Source organism: Azospirillum picis (genome assembly GCF_017876115.1).
Lineage (GTDB): Bacteria > Pseudomonadota > Alphaproteobacteria > Azospirillales > Azospirillaceae > Azospirillum > Azospirillum picis.
This window is the reverse complement of the sequence record NZ_JAGINO010000011.1, coordinates 45,831-61,278: the sequence shown is the minus strand read 5'-3', so window position 1 is coordinate 61,278 and position 15,448 is coordinate 45,831. Positions and strand designations below refer to the sequence as shown.

Genomic DNA, 15,448 nt, shown 5'->3' with positions numbered 1-15,448 from the left:
GGGCGCCGCCTCACGCCGCCTCCGGATGGTCGGTGTAGCCGGCGGCACCGCCGCCGAACAGGCTGCCGGGGTCGAAGGCCGCCAGCGGCAGGCCGCGCCGCAGCCGTTCCGGCAGGTCGGGGTTGGCGATGAAGGGACGGCCGAAGGCGACGAGGTCGACCAGCCCGGCGTCCAGCAGCGCCGCCGCCCGCTCCGCGGTGTAGCGGCCGGCGACGATGATGGCGCCGCTAAAGCGCGCCCGCCAGTCGCGGCGCCAGTCGGCGGGCAGCGGCGTGCCGTTGTCCCAGTCGTCCTCGGCGATGTGCAGGCGGGCGACGCCCAGCGCATCCAGCCGCTCCACCACGCGGGTGAACAGCCTGCGCGGGTCGCTGTCGGACATGCCCTTCAAGGTGATCAGCGGCGAGAGGCGCACCCCGGTGCGCTCCGCCCCGATGGCGGCGGCCACCGCCTCGACCGTCTCGGTGAGGAAGCGCAGGCGGTTGTCGACCGAGCCGCCATAGGCGTCGCCGCGCCGGTTGCTGCCGTCGCGCAGGAACTGCTCGATCAGGTACCCGTTGGCGGCGTGCAGCTCGACGCCGTCGAAGCCGGCGGCCACCGCGTTGGCGGCGGCTTGGGCGAACTGCGCGACGGTGGCGGCGATCTCGGCCCGGTCCATCTCGCGCGGCTCGACGCAGGGGACCATGCCGCCCTGCCCGTCCGGGCCGAGCGCCCAGATCGCGGTGTCGGCCGGGGCGATGGCCGACGGGGCGGGCGGCTTTTCGCCGCCGTGGAACATCGGGTGCGACACCCGGCCGGTGTGCCAGAGCTGCGCCACGATGCGCCCGCCGCGGTCGTGCACGGCGCCGGTGACCGCCCCCCAGGCGGCAATCTGCCCGGGGGTGTAGAGGCCGGGGGTGCGGGAATAGCCCTTGGCGCCGGGGCCGACCTGCGTCGCCTCGGTCACGATCAGGCCGGCGCCGGCGCGCTGGGCGTAATAGGCCGCGGCGAGGTCGGACGGCACCTCGTCCTCGCCGGCGCGGGCACGGGTCATCGGCGCCATGACGATGCGGTTGGGCAGCTCCAGCGTGCCCAGCCGATAGGGCGAGAACAGCGCGCCGCTCACAGCAGCCCTCCCCCGTCGGCGTCGATCACCGTGCCGGTGACGAAGCCGTTGCCCATCGCGAACAGGTAGGCGGCGGCAACCTCCTCCGCCCGCCCGACCCGGCCGACCGGCAGGCCGGCGCCGACCTTGGCATAGAAGGCGTCGCGCTCGGCGGCGGGGATCGCCCGCCAGTTGTCGGTCGCCGTCACGCCGGGGGAGACGACGTTGACCCGCCGCGGCGCCAGTTCCTTCGCCAGCGCCTTGCCCAGCGCCTCCACCGCCGCGTTCATCACCGTCTTTGCCAGCGAGCCGACCGCCGCCTTGCGGGACAGCAGGCCGGAGGTCAGCGTCACCGACCCGTCGGCTGCGAGATGCGGCAGCGCCGCCTGCACCGCCTCCATCGCCCCCCACAGCTTGACCTCGACCGCCCGGCGCGCCGCCGCGAGGTCGAGGCGGGAGAAGGGTGGCGAGCCGATCTGCGGGCCGGCGGTGATCACCAGATGGTCGACCGGTCCGGCATGGGCGAACAGGGCGTCCAGGCTGCTGCGGTCGGCGAGGTCGGCGACCAGCCCCTCGACCCCCAGATCGGCCGCCGCCTGCCGGACGCGCTCCTCGCCATGGCCGGCGATGGTAACGCGCGCGCCGTCGGCCAGCGCCGCCGCCGCCACCGCCCGGCCGATGCCGGAGGCGCCGCCGATGACCAGCACCCGGCGACCCTGGAGCGTCGGGGGACGGGTGGCCCGTTGGGAACTCTGCATGATCCTCTCCTTGTCGAACGTCGGGAGCGCCGGGCTGCCTGGCAGGGGCCGGGCCGCGATGGGGCGTGTCCTGAAAGCGATTGTGCATCGCCGGCCGGGGCGTGATAATTCGCCGTGTTTTTGACATATTGCCAAACCGGGTTTGACAATGATTGCGCTCGACGACCTGCGGCTGCTGCTCGCCATCGCGGACCACGGCAATCTGTCGGCGGCCGCACGGCAACTCGGCCTGCTGCCGGCGACGGCCAGCGCCGCGCTGAAACGCATCGAGCAGGCGCTGGGCGCCCGCCTGTTCGAACGGTCGACCCGCAGCGTGCGGCCGACCGATGCCGGCGCCACCTATCTGGCGAGCTGCCGGCAGGCGCTGGACCAGCTCGACGGCGCGGCGGAGCGCCTGGCCGGCGACCGTGGCCGCTTCGCCGGGCCGGTGCGGCTTGCAGCCCCCTCCGACTTCGGGCGCTCGGTGCTGCGGCCGTGGATCGACGCGTTCCAGGAGCAGCATCCGGCCATCCGCGTCACCCTGCTGCTGGGCGACCATCTGGCCGACCTGCTGCGCGACGACGTGGACTGCGCCCTGCGCTACGGCGCGCTGGCGGATTCGGCCTTCATCCGCCGCCGGATGGCGCCATCGGGCCGCGTGCTGGTGGCGGCCCCCGCCTATCTGGAAGCACGGGGCACGCCGGCCTCGCCGGAGGAGCTGCGCCGCCACCGCTGCCTGGTGCTGCTGCGCGGGCGCGAGCCGCTGAACCGCTGGCGCTTCGCCATGGCGGACGGCGAACGGACGGTCGCGGTCGAGGCTGACCGTGTCACCGACGACGGCGCCCTGCTGCGGGACTGGGCGCTGGCCGGCGTCGGCATCGCCTACAAATCCTGGCTGGACGTCGCCGCCGACGTCGCCGCCGGCCGCCTGCACAGGGTGCTGCCCGGCTGGACCCGCGAGGATACGCCGCTGCAGCTCCTCTTCGCCTCCGGCCGCCACCGGCCGCTGCGGGTGGACGCCCTGGCCGACCATCTGGCGGCCCGGATCGCCGCCTATGCCGCCGCCCATCCTTTCGCGGGCGCCGTCCCGCCCTCAGCGCGGCCTTGAAAAAACGCGGCGACGATCACCTTATAGGCCGGCGGACGGGATGGGGCGGATGAACGGATTGCAGGGTTTCCAGAAGCGGTTCGACCTGTCGATGGAGGCGCTGTGCGCCCGTATCCTCGACCGGCATGCCGCGACGATCCGGGTGAAGAAGCCGGCGGTGGCCATCGCCAACCTTGCCCGCATCGTCGAGACGACGCTGACGCTGGCCAACCGCAAGGGCTTCCACTCCATGAGCCTGCGCGACCTCGCCGAACAGTCGGGGCTGAGCATGGGGGCGCTCTACGCCTATTTCGACGGCAAGGACACGCTGCTGATGATGATCCTCGGCCAGGTGGTCGGCGCGGTGGACGAGGTGCTGGCCCATCCCCCGGACGCGCTGGCCGAGGATCCCGCCGGCCGCCTGCGCTGGCTGCTGGAAACGCACCTCTACCTGACCGAGACGATGCATCCCTGGTTCGTCTTCGCCTACATGGAGGCCAAGGCCTTCCCCAGGGATGGGCGGGAGCTGGCGGTGGCCAGCGAGATGAAGACCGAATCGCTGATCGCCGATACGTTGGCCGACGGCGCGCGCCGCGGCCTGTTCACCCTGCCGGGAGCATCGGGCGACGTCGCCATGGCCGCGGCATTGATCAAGCCGATGCTGCAGGACTGGTACGTGAAGCGGGCCAAGCACCGCCGCCGCGGCATCACGCCGGAGGATTATGCGCGGTCGCTGATCGCCTTCGTCGAAGCGGCCGTGGGGGCTGCGGCGCCGGTAACGGGCGGGCGCGCCTGCAGCACCGGGCAGGCCGATCCCGGACATCCGGTGGCCGGGGGGTGACCAGCCGCCGGTCTGGCCGCTTCCGACGCCTCCGGCGCGCCGGAACGGACCATCGGCGATGCCTCACCGCCGGGCGCCGTTCACAGGGACGTCGCCTGCCAACAATCAGGAGCGAAGCGATGGCATGGATGCGGTGGGACCGCGGCCGCCAGGAGAATGGTGGCAAGGACTATTTCAAGATGCTGCTGGCGCGGTCGGCCAGGCTGCGCTTCGACTGCTACCTGCTGCGCTACCCGGCGACCACCGGGCTGGACGAGCATGTGGATCCGGCGCCGGACGGCTTCGAACACCACCGCGTCAACATCGTCCTGCGGCAACCGGCGGTGGGCGGCCTGTTCCTGTGCGACAAGGCGATCATCAACACGCCCCGCATCAAGTATTTCCGTCCCGACCTGCATCCGCACCGCGTGACCGAGGGAGTCGGCGAGCGGCTGGTCCTGTCCTTCGGCTGGCTGCGGAAGGCACGGCACACTGCCGAGAGGCCGTAAAGGCCGACGCGGCCGGACGAATGGTCCGGCCGGCGGCCCACCGTCACAGCGTCGCGTCGCCGGCGTCCGGCCTGGGGCGGTCGATGTCCGGCCGCAGCAGGTCGCGCTGGTCGTCCTCGGCCGCCACGTCGCCCAACGGCTCCAGGGCGCCCTCATCCGGTTTGAAGCCGTCGCTGCCGCCGACGCCGGGCTGCATGGCGCGCTGGTCTTCCTTGACCGAACTGCTCTTCCTGTCTTTCGTCATCATGCCTCCTGAGATGATGGGGATCACGCGGACTCCCGATAGGCCGCGTCGAGGGCCGCACGGATCGCTTCGGCGGTCTTGCGGCCGAAACCGCGGATGCCGGCGATTTCCGCCGCGTCGGCCGCGAACACCGCGCGTACCGAGCCGAAATGGCCGAGCAGGGCGCGGGCCTTCCCCCGGCCGACGCGGGGAAGGCCACTGACGATATATTCGGCGAGAAGCCGCGGGTCCGCCGGTTTGGCCGGCCTCAGGGACAGGTCGGTGCGGCCGTCCTGCAGGCGCTTCGCCATCGAGAACAGCAGGTCCACCGTTTCCTGCAGCGTCTGCGTGCGCAGCACCGTCGCCCCTTCGACCATCGCGAGGTGGCTGATCGCCCCGGTGATCACCTTGGATTCCAGCCGGACATGGCCGTCATACGGGTCGCCCTCGATGATCCAGACGACCTTGTCGTAGCTCGCCCGCAGCTTGGCCGCCTGCTCGGCGAACCGGCCGTCCAGCAGGGACGCCACGAAATCGCCGCCGGCCTTGCGTTCGACGGCGGCGCCGGGACCGATCAGGTAATCGCCGACGTCCAGGGCTTTGGCCTCGACCTCCACGGCGCTGCCGTCCACGGTGCCGGTGGAGCGGAGCAGATTGATGATCTCGGCAGGCTCGTGACAGTCGGCGACGATGCGCATGGTGGCACCCGAGTATCGATTGCGGGGTATCCGGTACAACCGTCCCGAGGCCGCGAATGTCTCGCCCGCCGATGCGCCGGCCGCGCGGAGCCCGGTGCAGGTCCATCGGCGATCGCATGACCAACCGCATGGGGGTTGTCCGGATAGGGTTGCACCGAAGCTGACGGCAACCGCGGATGCTGGGAAAGTCGGAACGAACGGGCGGTCATGCCTCGTCTCCTCCTCACTTCGGGCGCCGCATCGGCGCCCGTTTTCTTTCCGGCAGGCTATCGGCCTGCGGTCCCGCCGACCTCCTCGAACCAAGCCGCGTATGGCGTGGTCCGCACCATGTGCCGATTGAGGTCCGGCGTGCCGTCGTCCCACCAGACCGGCCCACGCTCGCCAAGCGCGTGCTTCGCCTCGTCGACGGCCATGTGCGCGGCAGCCTCCGCGTCGCGGTCGGCGGCCCGGCGTGCCGACGCCACCGCCCGGCGCGCCATCATCAGCGCCGCGACCAGCCTGGTGCGGATCTCGTCGGGCAGCGCCGGGTTGGTGGTGCGCCACAATCGGCCGCGCACCACGATGTATCGGCCGTCGGGAGTGGTGAGCGGGCGCCGCTTGCCGGGCGCGGGGGAGTCCAGTCCAGTCATTTCCAGTTCGATCGTCGGAACGGTTCAATCATCGGCGGCCCGGTCGCCACCGCTTCGGTCGCTGCCTGAACAGTGCAGACGGCGAAACGGTGCCTTGCCGGATGGACGATATCTTCCGACCATCCTTACAGCCGCCGGGCGGCGGGGCAGCCGCAGGGCGGTGGTGCGGCCGCGTCCATCGACATGGCGCCCCCGACGCCACGTCGATCCGGCCCCTGCGCCTCGCCGCACCCGTCCCCAAAGCTGGGGCGGCGGGGCGGGATCCATCGGATCATACCTTTCGCGGTATTGCCCCGCAGCCCGTGCGCTCCTTTTCACTCACTCCCATGCAAAAAGCGAGGATGAACGGAATGGCGGGATCGGCATTGGTTGTCGGTGCGAGCGGCATCGTCGGCAGCGCGACCGCGGCCCTGCTGGCCGGCGAAGGCTGGGAGGTGCACGGCCTGGCGCGGCGCCCGGTCGCGCAGGACGGCGTGCGGCCCGTCGCCGCGGATCTCCAGGATGCGCCGGCCACGGCGGGGGCGCTGAAGGGCCTGAGGCCGGACACGGTGTTCATCACCACCTGGCTGCGCCAGGAAAGCGAGGCGGAGAACATCCGCGTCAACGCCGCGATGGTACGCAACCTCCTCGACGCGGTCCGGCCGGCGGGAAGCGTGCGCCATGTGGCGCTGGTGACCGGCCTGAAGCACTATCTCGGCCCCTTCGAAGCCTACGGCAAGGGCACGCTGCCGCTGACGCCCTTCCGCGAGAGCCAGGGCCGCCTCGACGTGCCGAACTTCTACTATGCGCAGGAGGACGAACTCTTCGCCGCGGCGCAGCGCGACGGCTTTTCCTGGAGCGTCCACCGGCCCCATACGGTGATCGGCAAGGCGGTCGGCAATGCGATGAACATGGGAACGACGCTCGCCACCCATGCGGTGCTCTGCCGGGAAACGGGCAGGCCCTTCCGGTTCCCGGGCTCCGCCGCGCAGTGGAACGGCCTGACCGACGTCACCGACGCTCGCCAGCTCGCGCATCATCTGCTGTGGGCGGCCACCACGCCCCGGGCGGCGAACGAGGCCTTCAACGTGGTGAACGGCGACGTCTTCCGCTGGAACTGGATGTGGAGCCGCATCGCGGAATGGTTCGGCCTGGAGCCGGCACCCTTCGACGGCACGATCCAGCCGCTGGAACAGGTCATGAAGGACGATGCACCACTGTGGCGGCGCATCGCCGAACGCGAGGGTCTGGCCGAACCCGACCTCGGCCGCCTCGCCTCGCCCTGGCACACCGACGCCGACCTCGGGCGGCCGATCGAGGTGGTGACCGACATGGGCAAGAGCCGCCGGCTCGGCTTCACCCGCTACCAGCCGTCCGACGATGCGTTCTTCGACCTCTTCGAGACGCTGCGGGCCGACCGCCTGATCCCCTGAAGGGAAACCCGGCGACGGCACCGTGGAGGCATCTACCGGCCGGCCGGCGACCAGGTCAGGGCGGCGGGTGCCCTCGGCGGCGCCGCGGCAGACGGTATGCCGGCTGATGGAACGCCACCCGAGCCGCCGCCCGGAACGCCGGCCGCCGTCATGTCCAGGGCGTGCTCAAGGTCGGCGATGCGGAACGGCTTTTCCAGGAAGGCGGCGGCCCCGGCGGCGAAGGCATCCTGGGCGGCGGCGTGGCCGCTGCACACGATCGCGGGGATGCCGAGCCGCCCGGTGAGGTGCCGCACGGCATCAAGGCCGTTGGAGCCGTCGGCGAGCCAGACATCGACCACCGCAAGATCGAAGAGCTGCCGTCCGGCGAATCCGACCACCCCCTCGGCGGTGTCCACGACACCCACCACGTGATGCCCCAGGTCGCCCAGGATCTCGGACAGCATCTCGGCGATGCACGGATCGTCTTCGGCAATCAGGATGTCCAGGCGATCGGCCATTCCCTCGTCCTCCCCGTGGATGCGCTGCGACTGAGATGGCCCCTCCGCCGGCGAATTGCCCAGGTCACGCGGGAGACGGCGACACACTGTTGCATTTCGGCCGCCCTATCCCGCTGAGATGGTTGCTTCTCCCTTCGCGCGGGCCGGGCGCGGCAAACGCCGCCGACGGGATCACCTTCGCCGGCTGCGGCCCCGGCCGCCGGCATGAGGTCAGTCGTCGCCGAGCTGGCGGCGCGCATAGGCGGCATTCAGGTAGCGGCCTACCAGCGCCTGGAACTCGTCCGCCTTCATGCCGCGGATGCCCAGCGCCTCCAGCACCACCGTGCGCTTGCGCCGGTCCACCTTGTTGTAGATGGAGAAGCCGATCCGGTTTGGCAGCGGCGCCTCCTCGTGCAGCGCAAGCACCAGTGCCAGCCGCTGGGACGCCGTCACATGCATCCCCGCGACGTCGGTCCAGGCGATCGCCTCCCGCAGCCGCGCCGACACCAGCCCTTCCGGGGTCAGGGTCATCAGCGGCGCCTTCGTCCTGTGGCGGATCCAGGCGGCATAGAGCAGCGCGGCACCCGCCATGGCGGCGGTCACCACCACGATGATCGTCTTTTTAGACGGGTCCTGGTTGAGGCCGAAAACCGGCGCGAAGACGGTGGTGCAGAGCGCGAAGGTGGCGAACAGCGACGCAATGACCGCCATGGCCCAGATCATCGGCTTGCCGTTCTCGTACAGCACCGTGTGCTCCGCCGGTATGGCCGCCGCCGCGGCTTCCAGCTCCTGGCGGGTTTCCCGGTGTGTCTGCCAGGCCTCCCCGAGGAAGGCCAGGGTCAGCGCGTGGCAAAGCCCTGTCCAATCCGAGAACAGCCGATGCGGCAGCAGGGTGTCTTCCGCCGTGGGGCCGCGGGTCGCGCGCGCCAGGATACGCTCGTCGAGCGGAACGCCGAGGGTGGTGATCCTCAGGATCGTCGGGGGATGGCGGTCGGTCGGATGCGGCTGGCACGTCTCAAGGTGCCCGGTGGGATCGGGAAGACCGCCCTCCGCGCGCCGGACCACCTCCGCCACCAGGTCCGGAGGGCTGCCGTCGGGGTCGGAGAAGGCGTCGTCCAGCGTGTCCTCGATGACGGGATCGAGGACGGTGGTGCGCAGCAGGGCGAGGGGGATGCTCTCCCGGCCGCTGACCATGCTGCTGCGGCGGTCTGCCTCCAGTTCGCGCAGGCGGTTGATCTGGGCGACCGAGTGGTCGAAGGTTTCCAGGGCGTGAAAGCCGAGCCGCAAGGCCGGATGAAGCACGAAGCTGCCGGCGCCGGTGTTCCGGCCGAGCGCGCGCAGGGTCCGCCACAGCCCGGCATGGATCGGGGCGAAGCGCTGGCTGTAGACCGTGTCCTCGCCAGAGAAGTGGCTCAGCTCGTGCCCGATGATGGCAGCGAACTCCGTCTCTCCGATCAGCGGCAGGTAGGGGGCCGGCAGATGGAGCGTACGGCCGGACAGCACCTGCTCGTGCTCCGGCAACCGGACCGGCGCCTCGGTGACGAAAAAGCCGCCGGCCAGGCCGACCAGGATGGTGTCCGGCACCAGCGCCTCGTGCCGGGCCGCCAGATCCTCGACGAAGCGCCAGAGGCCGGGCGCCATCTCCCGGTTCGCGGCCACGGCCCAGACATCGAGCGGTTCGAGCGTGTAAAGCCCGAAGACGCGGCGCATCGCGATCACCGCCATCACGGCGCTGTAGGCGGCAAGGGCGGCGAGCACCACGCCCAGGCCGAACAGCTTGGCGCTGGCGGTGGACACATGGTCCCAGAACCACAGGCTCGCCGCCTCGAACAGCGCCGCCGCGATGCCGGAGACGCAAAGGCCGACGAGCACGCCCGCCAGGGTGAAGGGCAGGATCCGCCTCAACCGGTCGAAGCTGCGGACGGTGGCGTCCCGCGAGCCCCGTGCCCGGCGGGCGGCGATCCGCGCCGCCACCAGGCCGCCCAGGCCGGCGAGGAAGGCCAGCAGGCCGCCGGCCATGGTGCCCCAGCTCAACGGGTAGCGGATCGCCGAGACCTCGACGCCTTCGTCCAGGGTGCCGATGGCGTTGCGCAGGCGGGCGACGGCCATGGACACCGGAAACCTGCGGCCGTCCGATCCCTCGATGGTGACGAAGGCCGATGGGTTTTCCGCTTCGATGCGCTGAAGCTGGGCGAGCGTCCGGGGCAGCTCCTCCCTCGCCTGCCGGTAGCCGTCCAGCGTCGCGGCGCCGCGCCGCTCCTGCCAGCCGCCGAGCGCCACGAGCGCCAGCGGAAGGACCAGGAGCCAGAGGACGAGGGTGAGGCCGGATGGAAGGCGAAGTATGCGGCGGCGGAGTCCGGCCGCACCGCCAGAAGCGATTGTGAATGCCACGCCCCGCCCTCCCTGATTGCCCATCCGCGTCGGAGCATCATCCAATGCGCGCAGTGAAGCCAGCCACTCGGAAGGGGTAGCAACTCCAGCACAGATCCCGACGATGGCGGTCCGGTACTCCCTGCGGGGGGTGCGGAAGTTACCGCGCTCCCCCGGATCGGTCCGGCGAACGCCCTGGCGGGCGCTCCGGCCGGGCGCGATGCGGCGCCGTGGAGGGCCGTCACCTCCCTCCACCGGGGGCCGGATCAGCGGATCCCGCCGGGCGGGAGGATCATGGCCGGCAGGGTCACGCCTCCGTCCCGTCCAGGCCGGCGCCGGTGCGGATGATCGTCCCGACATGCTCGCCGCGCAGCGCGGCGGTCAGCCGGCCGGACACGAGGCCGTTCACCACCTGCACGCGCTCGATATGGCGCGCGTTCGCCATGATGCCGGGCAGCGAGCGGTCGACCGGCAGGGTGCCCTCGAAGCGGGCGAGCTCGGCGGCGGTCACCTCGCGGAGCAGCTCCGCGGCCTTCCCGTCGGGACCGTTGGGATCGGCGGTGCAGATGCCGTCCACGTCCTCGACGATCGTCAGCCCGGCGGCGCCAAGCGCGTCGGCCAGCAGGAAGGCGCCGGCGTCGGCCCGGTGCGGCGGGATGCGCGACCCCGGAAACTCGTGGTGATGGTAGGGCGGGAAGGCGCTGCCGACGACGGCGCGCGCCGCCGCCAGATGGATGGCGAGCTGGTTCGCGATGGTGGGATGGTCGACGTAGGAAACCCCCTCCGGCGCCAGCAGCGAGGCGAGGATGTGGCCGTTCTGGCCGGCCTCGCTCGCGGCGAGCGGAGCCAGCGACCCGACCGGCAGGCCGAGGTCGAGGCCGACGCCGTAGAGGTGGCGGGCGCGGATGCCGGCCCCAGTCAGGATGAGCAGGCGGTGTTCGGGCAGCAACCTGCGGATTTCCTCCACGACCGGAAGGATGGCATCCGCGCCGCGATCCATGATGGACCGGCCGCCGATCTTGACGACCTGCAGCCAGGGCAGCAGGCGGATCGGGCGCACGCCGGCGACGGGACGGGTCAGCGCACTGTCGAGGAGGGTCTGGCGCGCGAGCGGGGAGACCACATGCTTGATGCTGGTGGTGGTGTCAGACATTGCCGTGGTCCTTCAGCGCGCGGTGATGATGGTGCCGACATGCTCGCCGGCGAGCGCACGGGTGAGATTGCCGGGGACGAGGCCGTTCACGATCTGCACCTGGCGGACGTGGCACGCCCGCTGGAGCAGGTCGAGCACCGGGAATTCGAGGATCGAATCCTGCAACCCCTTCGCCTTCATCTCGTCGACCGAGATCTTCGGGATGAAGGTTGCGTCCTTCGACGTCTTCGGGTTGGCGGTGTAGAGGCCGTCCTCGTCCTTCACATAGATCATCGCCTTGCAGCCGAACTGTTCGGCGACGAGAAAGCAGCCGGCGTCGGTCCGGTAGGGCGGGATCACGCTTTCGGCGGCCGGGCGGATCCACAGCTTGTAGGGCGGCATGCCGCTGAAGACGACGCCGCTCACTTCGGCCAGATAGAGCGGGACCGCGGAGAGGCCGGCACCGTCGACGGCGGAGATGCCGTGCCGGGCGAGGAGCTGCCCGAGCATCGCGGCGTTCTGGTCGGCCACCGAGGCGCCGAGCTGCGCCAGCACGCCGGCCGGCAGGTTGAGCCCCGCGGCGATCGAATAGAGGTGGCGGGCCCGGGTGCCGGCGCCGGTGCCGATCAGCAGCTTGTGGGACCCGCGCGCGGCGACGATCTCGTCGACCAGCGGGTAGACGGCCGCACGGCCACGGTCGATGACGCTCTGCCCGCCGATCTTGAGCACCGTGGCGTCGGGCAGAATGCGGAAGTCCGCGGCGGTTTCCGCCGCCGCTTCGAGCTGCGCATCGGTCAGGGACCGCTGCATGAGGAGCGCTTCAAGCGCCGCTGTCGTCTCGGTCATCAAGGGGGTTTCCCTATCGTCAGTGCGTGTCGGCCCCCTGCCCGCCGCCGCCGAACACAGGTGCCGCCGGGAGAGTGTCGCCGCTCGCTTCAACCGTCAATGGAAGACGAGATATTTTCCTTTATTTTCATAGCGTTACGAAGACATGGGTTACAACGCAGCTGTGGTGGCCGGCGGCCCATTGGCCGCAGCTAAGGAGAGCCGGGCACGAACCTGCATGGCCAGAACCCCATGAGCAGCGTTATCGAGCAATACCATATAACCATAGAAGCTGTGGGCTTATCACCGGTTTTCTCGACCGGCGGGACATGCCGCCCGAAGGAGCGTGGAGGGCAAGCCGCCGCAGCCCCTTCGTTCGTGGCCCGGCCCCGACAGGAGGATTGCCCGCCTCCTGCCGGCTCTCCTACGTTATATTCGAAAAAATATAATGGTCAGGCGTCGCGATGGTTCATCACCGGGTTCTTCCCAAGCGGTTCTTCCCGCACGGCTCCTCCCTGGCAGGCTGCCGGCCCGACCGGTGCGCCGAGTCATGACGAAGGGGCCAGTGCCGTGCCGCCAAACCGGCAAACCCCTTGTTCCACTGCACGGCGCCAGCCTCGCCGGATCGATCGCGGCGATCGGCGCCCTATAGACCGAGGTTCATGATCCATGATTCCGCTCCGCCGTCTTGCCGGCCTGACGCTGCCGGCCGCCGTCGCCGTTGCCTGCATGTCCGCCGCCATCTCGACCGCCCGTGCGGAGGAGCTCGTCCTCTATGGCGCGGGCAGCCTGCGCGGCGCGATGACCGCCATCGCCGCCGATTACAGCAAGGCGACGGGGAACACGGTGCGCACGGCCTTCGGTCCGTCCGGCCTGATGCGTGACCGCATCGAGGCCAGCGAAGCGGTCGACCTCTTCACCTCGGCGGACATGGAGCACGCGCTGACGCTGCGCCGGGACGGGCGTGCCTCCGCCGTGGTCATGTTCACCCGCAACCGGCTGTGCGCCTTCGCCAAGCCCGGTGCCGGACTGGAGGCGGCATCCTTCGCCCAACGGCTGCTCGATCCGTCGGTGCGGATCGGCACCTCGACGCCCAAGGCCGATCCCGGCGGCGACTACACCTGGGAGATGTTCCGGCGCATCGACCGGCACCATCCCGGCGCCTTCGCCACCCTCGACGGCAAGGCGAAGAAGATCGTCGGCGGCAGCACCGCCGCCGATCCGTCCGACTCCGATCCGATCGCCTCGGCCTTCGCGCGCGACGACATCACCGTCATGATCGCCTATTGCAGCGGCGCCGAGCAGCGGCGGCAGGCCACGCCCGACCTGCAGGTGGTGCCGGTGCCGCCGCCCTACGCCACCGGTCCCGAATATGGTCTGGCGATCACCAGCCTCCGGAAGCCGGCCGCCGTCGGGCTGATGCTGGCGATTTTGTCGCCGGAGGGGCAGGCGACGCTGGCACGCTTCGGCTTCGATCCCGTCGGCCTGCCGGCGGACGGGGAGCGCTGACCATGCCCCTTCCCCGCCGGCCGACGAGCTGCCCGGTCATCCCGCGACATAGGCCGCCAGTTCGTCCGGCGTCCCTTGCGGAAAGGCTTCCCGAAGATGGTCGAGGAAGGCCGATACGCGCGCGCTGAGCAGCCGCCGTGTCGGATAAAGCACCCACAGGGCCGTCTCGAAGCCTTCCACATCGCCCCAGCTCACCAGCTTGCCGGCAACCAGATCGGGGCTGGCCAGCGACAGCGGCAGGCGGGCCGCCCCCACCCCGAGGCGGACGGCGTCGCGCACCATGACGAACGACGACAGGCCGAGAACCGGTTCGACGGCGATGCTCGACCTTCCCGCCGGCGTCCTGACCTCCCAGACCCCGGCACCATCCGCAGATCCGCGGGTGATGGCGGGAACAGCCTGGCCGCCTGCGGGGCGCGGCAGTCCGGGACTTGCGACGACGACCAGACGGTCGTGCAGGAAGGCGCGCCCGACAAGGGCGGCATCGGGCTGCGGATTGACCCGGATGACCAGATCATAGGCTTCCTCGATCATGTCGACGGCCCGGTCCTCCGTCGTGATCTCAAGCCGGACATCCGGGTATCTCAGCACGAACCCGGCCGCCAGCTTCCCCATGGCGGTCTGGGAAAACAGCAGCGGCGCGCTGATCCGCAGCCGGCCGCGCGGGCTGTGCCCACGCGACGCGATCGCCCTGGCCGTCTCGTCGAGTTCCGTCAGCAGCGCGCCAGTCCGCTCGAACAACGCGTGTCCTTCCTGCGTGAGCTTGAGCGACCGGGCGCCCCGCTCGAACAGGCGCAGGTCCAGGCTCGCCTCCAGTTCCGCCACGCGCCGCGACAAGGTCGCCTTCGGGCGCCCGGCAGCACGCGCAGCCTTTCCGAACCCGCCGTGGCGGGCGACCAGATTGAAGTCGGCAAGGGCAAGCAGGTCCAATCGTTCCACCACTGAGACAGTCCGTCCAAATATAGCGCCTATCGGTATCGCTGTGGATCGCTAACTTCAGGGTTGTCTTCTGAACCCCGAAAAACGGAGCGATCCCATGACAATCCTCGTTACCGGAGCCACCGGCCGCGTCGGCCGCCATGTCGTCGACCAGCTCGTCAAGCGCGGCGCGGCGGTGCGCGTTCTGACCCGCGACCCGTCGAAAGCCGGCTTTCCCGCAGGCGTGGAGGTCGCCCGTGGCGACATGCTGGACATCGATGCGTTGCGCGATGCCTTCCGCGGCGTCCGCACCCTGTTCCTGCTGAACGCCGTCACCGGCGATGAATTCACCCAGGCGATCATCACGCTGAACGTCGCCCGCGAAGCCGGTGTCGAGCGCGTGGTCTACCAGTCGGTGTTCGAAGCCGACCGCGCGGTGAACGTTCCGCATTTCGCCGTGAAGTTCGGCGCGGAGCGCATGCTCGACCAGATGGGGTTCAGCGCCACCATCCTGCGTCCGTCCTACTTCATCGACAACGAGGTGATGATCAAGGACGTGATCATGGAGCATGGCGTCTACCCGATGCCGATCGGCAGCAAGGGCGTTGCCATGGTCGATGCGCGGGACATCGCCGAGGTCGCGGCCATCGAGCTGGTCCGCCGCGACCGGGCGCCGGGCAGGCTGCCGGTGGAGACCATCAACCTGGTCGGCCCCGACACGCTGACCGGTCCGCAACTGGCCGCGATCTGGTCCGACCTGCTGGGCCGCGACGTGGTGTATGGCGGCGACGATCCCGGCGGGTTCGAGCGGACCATGGCGACCTTCATGCCGAAGTGGACGGCGTACGAGATGCGCCTGATGGCCGAACGCTATGTCAGCGACGGCATGATCCCCGAGCCCGGCGACGTCGCGCGCCTGACCGGGATCCTGGGGCGCCCGCTGCACAGCTACCGCAGCTTCGCCGCCGCGATCGCCGCCGCCTGACCATGTGCCGCCTGAGCAAACGCCGCCTGAGCACACA

General features: G+C 70.6%; 16 protein-coding genes. 6 read left to right on the top strand and 10 right to left on the bottom strand.

Annotation, left to right across the window (positions count from 1 at the left end; translation table 11 throughout):
- Positions 1-10: 10 nt before the first annotated feature.
- Both J2850_RS16105 and J2850_RS16100 read right to left on the bottom strand, forming a co-directional pair.
- A complete protein-coding gene (locus J2850_RS16105) occupies positions 11-1,102 on the bottom strand; it encodes an alkene reductase (RefSeq protein ID WP_209983428.1) in 1,092 nt (363 codons plus the stop codon).
- Entirely contained in the window at positions 1,099-1,839 is a 741-nt protein-coding gene (locus J2850_RS16100) for an SDR family oxidoreductase (RefSeq protein ID WP_209983426.1), read from the bottom strand. The genes J2850_RS16105 and J2850_RS16100 overlap by 4 nt, the downstream gene beginning before the upstream one ends.
- 148 nt (positions 1,840-1,987) lie before the next feature.
- On the opposite strand from J2850_RS16100, the gene J2850_RS16095 reads away from it, so the two are divergent.
- The 3 genes from J2850_RS16095 to J2850_RS16085 all read left to right on the top strand — a co-directional run bounded on the left by J2850_RS16095 (position 1,988) and on the right by J2850_RS16085 (position 4,234).
- The gene (locus tag J2850_RS16095) at positions 1,988-2,926 is read left to right on the top strand and encodes a LysR family transcriptional regulator (RefSeq protein WP_209983425.1); all 939 of its coding nucleotides are present in this window, start codon (positions 1,988-1,990) and stop codon (positions 2,924-2,926) included.
- A 49-nt stretch (positions 2,927-2,975) separates the two neighbouring features.
- Positions 2,976-3,746 carry a TetR/AcrR family transcriptional regulator gene (locus J2850_RS16090; protein WP_209983423.1) on the top strand — a complete coding sequence of 257 codons (771 nt, stop codon included), beginning with the start codon at positions 2,976-2,978 and terminating at the stop codon, positions 3,744-3,746.
- Positions 3,747-3,865: 119 nt separating this feature from the next.
- On the top strand, positions 3,866-4,234 hold the full coding sequence (locus tag J2850_RS16085; RefSeq protein WP_209983421.1) for a hypothetical protein: 369 nt from the start codon (positions 3,866-3,868) through the stop codon (positions 4,232-4,234).
- Positions 4,235-4,277: 43 nt separating this feature from the next.
- Here J2850_RS16085 and J2850_RS16080 read toward each other — a convergent pair whose 3' ends face one another.
- The 3 genes from J2850_RS16080 to J2850_RS16070 form a co-directional block, all read right to left on the bottom strand.
- Entirely contained in the window at positions 4,278-4,481 is a 204-nt protein-coding gene (locus tag J2850_RS16080) for a hypothetical protein (RefSeq protein ID WP_209983419.1), read from the bottom strand.
- Between the two features lie 20 nt (positions 4,482-4,501).
- Positions 4,502-5,155 carry an ERCC4 domain-containing protein gene (locus J2850_RS16075; protein WP_209983417.1) on the bottom strand — a complete coding sequence of 218 codons (654 nt, stop codon included), beginning with the start codon at positions 5,153-5,155 and terminating at the stop codon, positions 4,502-4,504.
- 266 nt (positions 5,156-5,421) lie between these two features.
- On the bottom strand, positions 5,422-5,784 hold the full coding sequence (locus J2850_RS16070; RefSeq protein ID WP_209983415.1) for a hypothetical protein: 363 nt from the start codon (positions 5,782-5,784) through the stop codon (positions 5,422-5,424).
- 350 nt (positions 5,785-6,134) lie between these two features.
- On the opposite strand from J2850_RS16070, the gene J2850_RS16065 reads away from it, so the two are divergent.
- Positions 6,135-7,196 carry an SDR family oxidoreductase gene (locus tag J2850_RS16065; protein ID WP_209983414.1) on the top strand — a complete coding sequence of 354 codons (1,062 nt, stop codon included), beginning with the start codon at positions 6,135-6,137 and terminating at the stop codon, positions 7,194-7,196.
- Between the two features lie 32 nt (positions 7,197-7,228).
- On the opposite strand, the gene J2850_RS16060 is transcribed toward J2850_RS16065, so the two are convergent.
- The 4 genes from J2850_RS16060 to J2850_RS16045 all read right to left on the bottom strand — a co-directional run bounded on the left by J2850_RS16060 (position 7,229) and on the right by J2850_RS16045 (position 12,020).
- A complete protein-coding gene (locus tag J2850_RS16060; RefSeq protein ID WP_209983413.1) occupies positions 7,229-7,693 on the bottom strand; it encodes a response regulator in 465 nt (154 codons plus the stop codon).
- A gap of 210 nt (positions 7,694-7,903) precedes the next feature.
- Positions 7,904-10,063 carry a M48 family metalloprotease gene (locus J2850_RS16055; protein ID WP_307354442.1) on the bottom strand — a complete coding sequence of 720 codons (2,160 nt, stop codon included), beginning with the start codon at positions 10,061-10,063 and terminating at the stop codon, positions 7,904-7,906.
- A gap of 286 nt (positions 10,064-10,349) precedes the next feature.
- Positions 10,350-11,195: an amino acid kinase family protein gene (locus J2850_RS16050; RefSeq protein WP_209983411.1), complete on the bottom strand. Its 846-nt coding sequence runs from the start codon at positions 11,193-11,195 to the stop codon at positions 10,350-10,352.
- Positions 11,196-11,207: 12 nt separating this feature from the next.
- Positions 11,208-12,020, bottom strand: a complete 813-nt coding sequence (locus tag J2850_RS16045) for an amino acid kinase family protein (protein ID WP_209983408.1) — start codon at positions 12,018-12,020, stop codon at positions 11,208-11,210.
- 648 nt (positions 12,021-12,668) lie between these two features.
- On the opposite strand from J2850_RS16045, the gene J2850_RS16040 reads away from it, so the two are divergent.
- Entirely contained in the window at positions 12,669-13,508 is an 840-nt protein-coding gene (locus J2850_RS16040) for a substrate-binding domain-containing protein (protein ID WP_209983406.1), read from the top strand.
- Between the two features lie 36 nt (positions 13,509-13,544).
- On the opposite strand, the gene J2850_RS16035 is transcribed toward J2850_RS16040, so the two are convergent.
- The gene (locus J2850_RS16035) at positions 13,545-14,447 is read right to left on the bottom strand and encodes a LysR family transcriptional regulator (protein ID WP_307354441.1); all 903 of its coding nucleotides are present in this window, start codon (positions 14,445-14,447) and stop codon (positions 13,545-13,547) included.
- A 97-nt stretch (positions 14,448-14,544) separates the two neighbouring features.
- Here J2850_RS16035 and J2850_RS16030 point away from each other — a divergent pair, with 97 nt between their 5' ends.
- Positions 14,545-15,411, top strand: a complete 867-nt coding sequence (locus J2850_RS16030; RefSeq protein ID WP_209983404.1) for an SDR family oxidoreductase — start codon at positions 14,545-14,547, stop codon at positions 15,409-15,411.
- The last annotated feature ends 37 nt before the right edge of the window (positions 15,412-15,448 follow it).

What these genes read in the sequence shown, in the direction of transcription:
- J2850_RS16100 (WP_209983426.1), bottom strand. Translation starts at nt 1,839, where the DNA reads ATGCAGAGTTCCCAACGGGCCACCCGTCCCCCGACGCTCCAGGGTCGC.
- J2850_RS16095 (WP_209983425.1), top strand. Translation starts at nt 1,988, where the DNA reads ATGATTGCGCTCGACGACCTGCGGCTGCTGCTCGCCATCGCGGACCAC.
- J2850_RS16090 (WP_209983423.1), top strand. Translation starts at nt 2,976, where the DNA reads ATGAACGGATTGCAGGGTTTCCAGAAGCGGTTCGACCTGTCGATGGAG.
- J2850_RS16085 (WP_209983421.1), top strand. Translation starts at nt 3,866, where the DNA reads ATGGCATGGATGCGGTGGGACCGCGGCCGCCAGGAGAATGGTGGCAAG.
- J2850_RS16080 (WP_209983419.1), bottom strand. Translation starts at nt 4,481, where the DNA reads ATGATGACGAAAGACAGGAAGAGCAGTTCGGTCAAGGAAGACCAGCGC.
- J2850_RS16075 (WP_209983417.1), bottom strand. Translation starts at nt 5,155, where the DNA reads ATGCGCATCGTCGCCGACTGTCACGAGCCTGCCGAGATCATCAATCTG.
- J2850_RS16070 (WP_209983415.1), bottom strand. Translation starts at nt 5,784, where the DNA reads ATGACTGGACTGGACTCCCCCGCGCCCGGCAAGCGGCGCCCGCTCACC.
- J2850_RS16065 (WP_209983414.1), top strand. Translation starts at nt 6,135, where the DNA reads ATGGCGGGATCGGCATTGGTTGTCGGTGCGAGCGGCATCGTCGGCAGC.
- J2850_RS16060 (WP_209983413.1), bottom strand. Translation starts at nt 7,693, where the DNA reads ATGGCCGATCGCCTGGACATCCTGATTGCCGAAGACGATCCGTGCATC.
- J2850_RS16050 (WP_209983411.1), bottom strand. Translation starts at nt 11,195, where the DNA reads ATGTCTGACACCACCACCAGCATCAAGCATGTGGTCTCCCCGCTCGCG.
- J2850_RS16045 (WP_209983408.1), bottom strand. Translation starts at nt 12,020, where the DNA reads ATGACCGAGACGACAGCGGCGCTTGAAGCGCTCCTCATGCAGCGGTCC.
- J2850_RS16040 (WP_209983406.1), top strand. Translation starts at nt 12,669, where the DNA reads ATGATTCCGCTCCGCCGTCTTGCCGGCCTGACGCTGCCGGCCGCCGTC.
- J2850_RS16030 (WP_209983404.1), top strand. Translation starts at nt 14,545, where the DNA reads ATGACAATCCTCGTTACCGGAGCCACCGGCCGCGTCGGCCGCCATGTC.